A 9,108-nucleotide genomic window follows, 5' to 3' on the forward strand; every position below is an offset into this window, starting at 1 on the left:
GGGTAGAACCGCCGTAAATGCCCGGGATCCGGTTCTCCAGCGTTGCATGATCAATAGTGATATTGCTGGCAGCGCCGTTGAACCAGATAAAGTAGATATCATCTTCGTTTATATTTATGGTATCGAGGGTAACATTATTAGTGGTGTTATCAAACCGGATGGCATAATCCCCGTCATCATCAGCGCCCACTACATCCATATCTATTGAGGTTCTTTTGATCTGTATATTGGTATTAACGAAATCAGAATAAAAGCCCAAAGCCACTCCGCTCCAAAGCGAATCTATCACTACGTTCCGGAGCAGCACATTGTTAGCGGTTTCCACCGCCCCACCGGTATTATCCAGCACAATACCATTCTGGAATCCGCTGATATTGGAATTGGTAATGCTCAACCCATTCACCGATGCATCGCGGAACACCATCCCTTCTGAACCACGGGTATTGTTTGCGGTAGTGAGCTGAATGTTATCCATCACCAGGTTGGTTTGCATACCGCCGGTGAAGTAAAAGGCCTTGCCAATATGGGCTGCCCCGCCGCTGGGCTCCACATCTGAAGATGTGACGTTTCGGATGGTAAGATCCGTGGATGCGCCGCTTACCCTTAATAAGGCATTCAAAAAGTTACCTACTGTACTATAAGTGCGTATATTCTCAATCGTTACCCCTTTTGTATTTGCCAGGATATCAAAATCAATATCCCCGTTATTGGTCAATGTAAAATTGCGGACAGTTACACTGTCAGCATTGATCACAAAAGGATTTATTACGCTATTCGTTCCGGTGGAGTTAATAATGATCCTGTTCTGCCCGTCTATCGTAAGCTTTTTTGCCGTAATGGTTGGCAACGAAGTCAAAATAGTGATCTGCCCATGCACATTAAACACTACTGCGTGCGGCCCCGCCCCTGCCGCATTTGCATCCAGAATAGCCTGTCTTAATGAACCCGGCCCGGCATCATTGGTATTGGTGACCGGGAAGTTGGCAGCCAGTGCGGTGATTGTTATAATCATGCTGCATAACAACAGTAAAATGTGCTTACCTCCAATGCGGAAGAACCGGGTATTCGGGTTGGATACAATTGAACGGGACATAATGCAATAGCTTTGGATAAAAGGGGGGCTTGTGCGGCTGTCATTAACAGCGCACCCGGAAAAACTCTATAGGGGAAATTTTAAAATAGGTTGATAGCAATTTGCCGGCTACACGCTCGCAAAAACAGGTAACCTATACCGGTAACAACCAGCATTAGGTAATAACACTATCATTGGGTATGCAAGCAACGGCAATAAAAGAAGTAAATGATCTTTTGAGCGTTGGGACCGGGTAAAGTTTCCCATAGGATATAGTTGTGGTTATTTGTATAGTAAAATTTCTACATGTGTATAGAATATGGTTCTAAATAAACACGTCGAACATTCTCACATTGCTAAATTAGACAAATAACTTACCGGCAGCTATAGTAGTTATTCGTAGCGCGTGTAGTAATTATTCTACACGAAAAGGCCTTCAGGGTAAAAAGATATATTATATCTTAGCCCCCGTGAAAACCGATTGTTATACATTAACCATACCCCTGCTATGAAAACCGTACTCATTGCCGATGACCATACCATTGTCCGGCTGGGCGTGTTACTGATCATAAAAAGCATGTTCCTGAATGCGCAGGTGATAGAAGCTGAAACACTGGACCAGGCTATCACACAGCTGGAGTCACGACCTTTTGACCTGTTGATTCTTGATATTAATATTCCTGGTGGCAACAACCTGCAGATGATCGATGCAGTACGGTTAAGGCAGCCTAACATTAAGATCCTGATGTTCTCCGGCTACGAGGAACAGCTGTTTGCGCTTAATTATATACAGGCAGGGGCGGATGGTTACCTGGTGAAATATTCTTCCGAAGAGCAGATAAAAACGGCCCTGCGAACGGTAATGAATAATGAGAAATATATCAGCGCTGCTGTAAAAGACCAGCTACTTTCCCGGCTGCAGCAGCCAAAACCTGCGACTGAAAATCCGCTGAACTCACTGTCGGCCAGGGAAAGGGAAGTATTGAACCTGCTGATCAAAGGCAGCAGCATGGCTAAGATAGCAGCAACCTTACACCTGCAGCTAACAACCATAAGCACCTATAAGACCAGGATCTTTGAAAAGATGGGGACCACGAATATTGTTGAATTAATTGAGAAAGTAAAACTCTATAACCCGAACATGGGCTAAGCTGCAGGCAGCTCTATTTTTAAGGTAGCACCTTTTACCTGGTTATTTTCCGCTATCAGCTTTCCGTTCACCAGCTCCAGCAGCTCCAATACGATCAGTAAGCCTATACCGCCATACATCGGTGAAGCTGCTTCGCCATTTAAGCCATGGTAATCATTGATCCAGTTCAGCACTGCCGGTGGCAGCCCGGTTCCTGCATCTTCCACTATAATAGATATTTTTCCGTTACCGTTCATTGCGGAAAACCTGATCACGCCATCCACGGTGTTCTTCACTGCATTATCCAGTAAATTATGAAGCACAACCGCCAGCACCTGGTAGTCGGCGCGGAATTGCAGATCCGGCGGCACGTTGTTCTCAATACTGGTTGAGCGGGACAATGCAATACTATGAAAGATGTCTATTTTTTCTTCGAGCAGCTCATGCAGGTCAACATCCTCAGGCACCGCAGCGCCGTTCTTGATATGTGTTCTTATATACTGGATAAGATTTTCCAGCAGGTAGTACATACGGTAAGAAGTGTCGTAAATGGCCCTGGCGCTTCTTGTCATCATTTCCGGCCCCATCGTATCTTTTTCTTTCCACGACATATTGCCGGCTAACATCATCAGGTACTTCATGGGGGTTTTAATATCGTGTGTGATGGATGCCATTAAGCGCTCCTGTGTGCGTGCCTGGCGGCGCAGCTTTTTCTCGGAAGCAGCCAGGGATGCCAGGATGGTTTGCAGCTCGGCAGTGCGTTCGGTTACCCGGGTTTCCAGCACCCGGTTCTGCTGCTTTATCTTATACGTGCGTAACCGGGTATAAACAGCAAAGGCTATTACTAAGCCCAGCACTATCAGCAAACGGAACCAGCCCGTTTCATACCAGGCCTGCAGCACCGTGATCAGCAATACTTTCTCCGTATAATTGTTTTTCCCAAATCCGTTTATTTTCCGGATATGCAGCTGGTAAGTACCTGAAGGCAGCGTAGAAAATGACAAGCTATGGTCATTGCCAAGCGGCAACCATACTGCGCTGTCCTTTTGCGATGCTTCGATCAATGCATAGGTCATCTGCAGGTTGGCGGCATCTCCGAAATAAGGCGTGCTTACACTTAATTTCAGCTGCTGAAAAGTATTGGGTAATACCAGTGAATCGCTGAGCGGAACCAGCTTACCGTTCAGCACAGCCTCCTCAATATACAGCTCCTTATCCGGCAGCTCGGCGCTTATGCGGTTGGGCGCAAAGTACACCAGGCCGTCCATGGAGGGGAAAGAGATATTTCCGTTGCTCCATTTCACCCCACAGGGTTCACAGCCGCCGTTAAATTCATTCGTTTTAAATCCCCTGTCTTTTCCATAATACAGGTAGTATACATACGACTGCTGATTATCAGCATACGCCAGCAGGTCTTTACGCGCTGCCTGAAAAAGTCCCTTATTGGTAGTGATCCAGTAATATCCTTTATCATCTTCTACCAGGCAATGTACCGTTTGAAGGTATTTATGCTGATCCAGCGGAAACAGGTGCAGGCGGTTCTGCCGGTACAGAAAAAAGCCATCGTCATAGGTAGTGATCCAAACCTCGCCCGGGCGCGGAATATTTAGGCTGCGAATGTGCTTACCATCCAGCTCTTTGATGGTATCAATACTACGGGAGGAAATATGCAGCCGGTAGAGGCCTGTTTTGTTACCCATCCATAGCAGGTCTGCGGTCTCCTGCTGCAGGTAGGATGCATTTACCAGCTGTTCAGCAACCAGCTCCGGCGCCTGTTCCGGCACTGCCGGGGCCAAACGGTAAAGTCCTGCTGTTTTGGTGCCTATCCAAAGGCGGCCATCTTTTCCTATATATAGCTGGTTAATGGGTGAAGGGCTCTCCCACTGCCATTGCAACCGTCCTTTGCTGTTAAATTTATACAGCGTTTGCTCGTTCTTATACCATACATTTTCAGAACTGTCTATAACCATGCTATACCGGCCATCGGTGAAGCTCCGGGCGTTGACGGGCCCAAATACGGAGCTGCGGCCGGCTGAATCAAAGAGCATGCCCTGTGGCGTTAATACCTGGTTTTCATCAAGCTCCGCCTGGGCGTAATAAACTTCATCATCAGAGTTCTGCTCACCACTTAGTACATTAAAAGGCTGCCGGGTAAAAACATACAGCCCCCTGCTAACACTGCCAAGAAAAGTCCGTTCATGCCCCGCATCGTAATAAACAGACATGATCCTGTTTGATATAAAATCAAAATCATCCACCACCAGCCTGGTATGTAAGCTTCCGTCCGGCATACGTTGCAGCACATAACAATGCTCATCCAGGTAAACGAAAGTTTGTTCTGCCGCAAAGTTCCAGTATAACTTTAAATAACGGCGGCGGCTCCTGTAAGCGGGGTTCTTCAGCAGCTCGCCCGTAAATGCTACCGTTTTTACATCCTGTCCGTTAAACAACATCACTTCACCCGAAGCATTTAAATAATACAGCTGCCCCTTCATTGAAAAAAAGCCCCAGGGGCTGGTATAATGGAAGGCTATACGAAAATGCTGCTGATGCTCTCCTATAAAGTCAATACTATCCTTATGGATTAAAAAAAAGCTATTCCTTTTTGCAGGGATCAGGTACCGGCCGGCCCTGATATTTTTCTCATATAAATTTGGTAACCCGATAACGGGGTAAGTGTCTGCACCTTCTTTATAGATCAATTCGGCGTCTGCATTTGCATTGGCTGCTATATTTTGCAGCACCGTAGCTTTGCCACAGCTGATACCGATGAGCTGATGGAATTCTGTGAGGGCAAATAATTCATTATCACCGGGAGCTGAGTAAAGGAAGCTGATCCGGCTGGAGGAAATATCCAGCTCATTCTTATTAAAATTCCTGATATAACGGCCACTCTCTAAACGTACCAGTCCGTTCTCGGTTGCCAGCCACACATATCCGGCTTTGTCCGCTGCAATAAACTTTACGCTGTTCTGCGGAAGGCCGTTCTCATCCGTAAAATGCTGCAGATGATACTGAGCGGTATCCAGCCTGGCAAAGGCCGGGTTATGGCAAAGGAATAATAAAACTACAGATAGATTAACAATCTTGGCTAAACGTGACATTACTGGGTCATAGGATTTTCAATCATGTTGCCGGTACGACCAACATATGACCTCAAATATAAACAACACTGGATTGGTGTCAATGATACAATAGTTGTATATTGATTACCAGCTGGTTGAATGGCAACTTTCTAACCGAAGTCCTGTGCCCGGCTCAGCCCTTTTAAGAAGGTTAGTGTACCGGAATAGTCCGGCGCCTCCCGGTTCTACCCTCCCCGGAGGTTTGTTTTGTCATTAGCACTACGACTATTTCTACAATACCTAATACCAGGTGTGGCGCCCGAATATAATCCGCAAAGCCGAACAGCCAGGGCGATGCAGCCAGCAGTATACCGTTCACTAGATCCAATATTAAGTGGGTTTTCATGGGAATTACCTTTGCCATGCCCAGGGGGTAATCAGTCCATAAACTATAAACAAGGGTGCCTACTCCCAATATCACCGGTACCCATGTTTCAGCGCCCCCTTTGTAAAAGCCCAATAACCAGGGGGCAACGATCAGTAGCAGGCCTACGGTGTAATCGAGGTACCCATGGGTCTTTGTTCCTATAACTCTCATGACGTATGATTTTGTTGTATTGATATCTATACACAACCTATGCCAGCAAATAGTGTCCTGTAGCGGCTCTTACATCATAAGAGCAGGAATAACCGGGCCTATCAACGCAGCATGTGTATGGGGTTCTACTTGCGTGTTACAGTTTATACTCAATTATGTTTATATTTAAGCCGACCACTATTTTCCGTTATGATCAACAAACAATTTCCCCGCGCACTGGCCGTTCTGCTGCTGGCCCTTATTTTTCAGCCTGCCGCGCAGGCGCAGCAACAACAATGGATACCGCTGTTTAATGGTACGGATATTAATGACTGGATCGTGAAGATCCATCACCATAAAACAGGCGATAATTTCGGCAATACCTTCCGGGTGCAGGACAGCATGATCCAGGTGCGTTATGATCAATACGGAAATTTCAATGACCAGTTTGGCCACCTTTATTATAAAACACCTTTCTCCTATTACCATCTTAAGCTGGAATACCGCTTTGTGGGTGAATGGTGTAAAACGGCGCCTTCCTATACAATACTTAACAGCGGGGTAATGTACCACTCCCAGGATCCGCGGACCATGCCCAAAGAGCAGGACTGGCCGATCTCTATCGAAATGCAGCTTTTAGCGGGATTGGGCGATGGACAGCCAAGACCCACCGGCAATATGTGCTCCCCCGGCACCCATATCGTATACCAGGGCAAGCTGGACACCCGGCATTGCATTAACTCCAGCTCAAAGACCTATGATAAAGATGAATGGATCCGGGCAGAGCTGATCGTTTTAGGCGATTCGCTGATCACGCACATTATTAACGGGGATACGGTGCTGCAGTATTCCAAACCGCAGATAGGCGGGCCGGTGGTGAACCGTTATGACCCGAAACAGAAGCAGGACGGGAAGCTGCTATCGAAAGGATATATTGCCTTGCAGAGCGAGGGGCAGCCGATCGATTTCAGAAATGTTATGATCCTGAACCTGGAAGGTACGTTGCCTAAACAGTAGCACACGCGTCTAACTACAATTTCAAAACACAATACCAGGAAGCCAGTTCAGCCTGTGCGCTACTTCCTGCAACATGAAGCATGTAACAGCAGTACCGTGTAAACGCTCTACAGAAGTGTTTCTTTACAGACACGCCTTTCACAAAAAAGAAACATAAAACCGGATAAAGAACTTCGCGCGCATTCCATGTAGCTGTGGAATGCCTGCTGGCACAATATTTCCCCTGAACATCTTTAAAAAAAGATGAAGAACCCATTCATTAACAAACAACATCTGAAAGACTATCTTATATATGGCGGCATGGCAGCGCTTCTTTACCTGGTATTTCTATTTTACCATTTAAAAGCCGACGATTATAAAAGCTCCTATCTTTTATACATCGGGAATGTAGCATTCGCTATTCCCATCCTTTTATATAACCTGAAGCTTATAAGGCGGCCATATCACAAAGAAAGAGCGGTGGCAATGTCCGGGTCCGCTCATATAGCCACTGCGGTGGGTACCCTGCTGTCAATTGTGCTGGGGGCTCTGCTGATGCTTAGCTTTCATCCCAACATTTTCTCCACTACACCTTCAACAGACGCATTAACGAACGCGCCGTCCAACGCATCCATGGACCGGCCGGCCGGCTGGCTTTTTATGGTTTGCATTAATGCGCTCCTCATAAACTTCAGCGTGGGATCATTTATTTCCCTGATGATCTCTTACGTGGGCAAACGCGACCAAACAAAGGATAAGCCGGTTAACGTTTCAAGATATGAGGCAAACAGAAGCGGGAAGGACTGATGTAAAAAGCTGATGCAGATGCAGGCTCCCAAGCTCAATTCAAATTCCGGAATGCCCTTGGCGAATGACCGGTTCTGGCTTTGAATAATTTTGTGAAGTGGGACGGATGCTCAAAGCCCAGATCATAAGCTATTGCTGCGATGGATGTTTGAGTGCTCCACAGCAAAGACTTGGCTTTGTCGATCAGTTTCAGGTGAATATGCTCCTGCGTTGACTTGCCCGTGTATTTACTTAACAGGTCGGACAAATAATTTGCAGAGAGATTAAGGCGTGAAGCGAAATATTTTACATCCGGGATCCCCGATTCGATGGGCGTTTCCTGTGTGAAATAATCGTTCAGCAACCGCTCAAATCTCTCCGTAATATCATTGCCAGCCTTTGCCCGCGTAAGGAATTGACGGTCGTAGAACCGGGAGCAATAGGATAACATCAATTCAAGGTTCGTGAGGATAAGATTGTGCGAGTGGGTATCCAGGTTCATCGAGATCTCCCGCCTGATATTCTGCAGGCAATCTTCCAGCACATTTTTCTCCGCATCTGAAATATGCAGGCACTCGTTGGTATCATAACCAAAGAACGAATAAGCGGTTAGCTTCTGGCCCCTGCTGTTTGCGTGCAGAAAATCAGGGTGGATATAAATTGCCCAGCCCTGCACCTTGTTCTCAATTCCGGGTGATAAAACCTGGTGTGGAGCGGTGAACATCAGTGAACCCTCGGAAAAATCGTAGGAGGTACGTCCGTACTTAAAGGAGCCTTCTATTTTTTTGCAGGCAATGGAATATAAGTTCAGGCGGTATGCATCCCCTTCCCTCCTGTGTGAGCGGTCCACCTTAGCCAGGTCTACCACGGTGATCAGCGGGTGCAGCGGCTTATCGTAATGAAAGAAATCGTGCAGCTCAGAGATCGATCCGATATCGATATATTCCATTGGAGGAAGTTGAATTGTTATTATAAACTTACAAAAAAATCAGATCACAATACCGCCGCTTACCTCGATCCGCTGGGCATTTACAAAGCGGCTGTCGTCTGAAAGCAACGAGGCTACGAACGCGCCTACGTCATCCGCTTCACCAAGGCGGCCCAATGCAGTCATATTCGCAATTTGCTGACGGTGGCTTTCATCGCCTTTCCCTCCGCCAAACTCCGTATCAATTGCCCCGGGGGCCACACTGTTGAAACGGATCTTCCGTTCAGCATATTCTTTGGCAAAATACCTGGTCAGCCCTTCCAGGGCAGCTTTGAGCGAGCCATACACGGCAACACCGGGAAAAGCAAAGCGGGCAAGCCCGGATGAGATATTGATAACCTGGCCGCCATCTACCATCAAAGGCAGCAGCTTTTGGGTAAGAAAGAATACCCCTTTTAAATTTACATTTACGAGCTGGTCGAAGATGTCCTCAGTGGTGTCTTTGATGAGCGTACGCTGGGCTATCCCGGCATTATTTACAAGATAGTCGAAGCT

7 protein-coding genes and 1 pseudogene are annotated in these 9,108 nt (G+C 46.8%); 3 read left to right on the forward strand and 5 right to left on the reverse strand.

Going from position 1 to position 9,108, the window contains the following annotated elements:
• Positions 1 to 1,093: pseudogene (locus tag VIM87_RS16415) on the reverse strand (hypothetical protein); the annotation flags it as partial.
• A gap of 487 nt (positions 1,094 to 1,580) precedes the next feature.
• Here VIM87_RS16415 and VIM87_RS16420 point away from each other — a divergent pair.
• On the forward strand, positions 1,581 to 2,222 hold the full coding sequence (locus tag VIM87_RS16420) for a response regulator transcription factor (protein WP_331998043.1): 642 nt from the start codon (positions 1,581 to 1,583) through the stop codon (positions 2,220 to 2,222).
• On the opposite strand, the gene VIM87_RS16425 is transcribed toward VIM87_RS16420, so the two are convergent.
• Both VIM87_RS16425 and VIM87_RS16430 read right to left on the reverse strand, forming a co-directional pair.
• Positions 2,219 to 5,305 (reverse strand): sensor histidine kinase, encoded by a 3,087-nt coding sequence (locus VIM87_RS16425; RefSeq protein WP_331998044.1) that lies wholly within the window; start codon positions 5,303 to 5,305, stop codon positions 2,219 to 2,221. The genes VIM87_RS16420 and VIM87_RS16425 overlap by 4 nt on opposite strands.
• A 172-nt stretch (positions 5,306 to 5,477) precedes the next feature.
• A complete protein-coding gene (locus tag VIM87_RS16430; protein ID WP_331998045.1) occupies positions 5,478 to 5,864 on the reverse strand; it encodes an SPW repeat domain-containing protein in 387 nt (128 codons plus the stop codon).
• A 189-nt stretch (positions 5,865 to 6,053) separates the two neighbouring features.
• On the opposite strand from VIM87_RS16430, the gene VIM87_RS16435 reads away from it, so the two are divergent.
• Positions 6,054 to 6,860, forward strand: coding sequence for a DUF1080 domain-containing protein (locus VIM87_RS16435; RefSeq protein WP_331998046.1), 807 nt, complete (start codon positions 6,054 to 6,056; stop codon positions 6,858 to 6,860).
• Between the two features lie 243 nt (positions 6,861 to 7,103).
• Positions 7,104 to 7,646 carry a hypothetical protein gene (locus VIM87_RS16440; protein WP_331998047.1) on the forward strand — a complete coding sequence of 181 codons (543 nt, stop codon included), beginning with the start codon at positions 7,104 to 7,106 and terminating at the stop codon, positions 7,644 to 7,646.
• 34 nt (positions 7,647 to 7,680) lie between these two features.
• On the opposite strand, the gene VIM87_RS16445 is transcribed toward VIM87_RS16440, so the two are convergent.
• Together VIM87_RS16445 and VIM87_RS16450 are read right to left on the reverse strand one after the other, a co-directional pair.
• A complete protein-coding gene (locus tag VIM87_RS16445) occupies positions 7,681 to 8,574 on the reverse strand; it encodes a helix-turn-helix domain-containing protein (RefSeq protein ID WP_331998048.1) in 894 nt (297 codons plus the stop codon).
• Between the two features lie 39 nt (positions 8,575 to 8,613).
• Positions 8,614 to 9,108: SDR family oxidoreductase (locus VIM87_RS16450; RefSeq protein WP_331998049.1), on the reverse strand; the 495-nt coding region annotated here is incomplete at its 5' end.

It is taken from the genome of Chitinophaga sp. (assembly GCF_036569125.1).
Taxonomy (GTDB): Bacteria; Bacteroidota; Bacteroidia; order Chitinophagales; family Chitinophagaceae; genus Chitinophaga.

Excerpts from the sequence above, each read along its gene's own strand:
- VIM87_RS16420 (WP_331998043.1), top strand. The coding sequence starts at position 1,581 with ATGAAAACCGTACTCATTGCCGATGACCATACCATTGTCCGGCTGGGC.
- VIM87_RS16425 (WP_331998044.1), bottom strand. The coding sequence starts at position 5,305 with ATGTCACGTTTAGCCAAGATTGTTAATCTATCTGTAGTTTTATTATTC.
- VIM87_RS16430 (WP_331998045.1), bottom strand. The coding sequence starts at position 5,864 with ATGAGAGTTATAGGAACAAAGACCCATGGGTACCTCGATTACACCGTA.
- VIM87_RS16435 (WP_331998046.1), top strand. The coding sequence starts at position 6,054 with ATGATCAACAAACAATTTCCCCGCGCACTGGCCGTTCTGCTGCTGGCC.
- VIM87_RS16440 (WP_331998047.1), top strand. The coding sequence starts at position 7,104 with ATGAAGAACCCATTCATTAACAAACAACATCTGAAAGACTATCTTATA.
- VIM87_RS16445 (WP_331998048.1), bottom strand. The coding sequence starts at position 8,574 with ATGGAATATATCGATATCGGATCGATCTCTGAGCTGCACGATTTCTTT.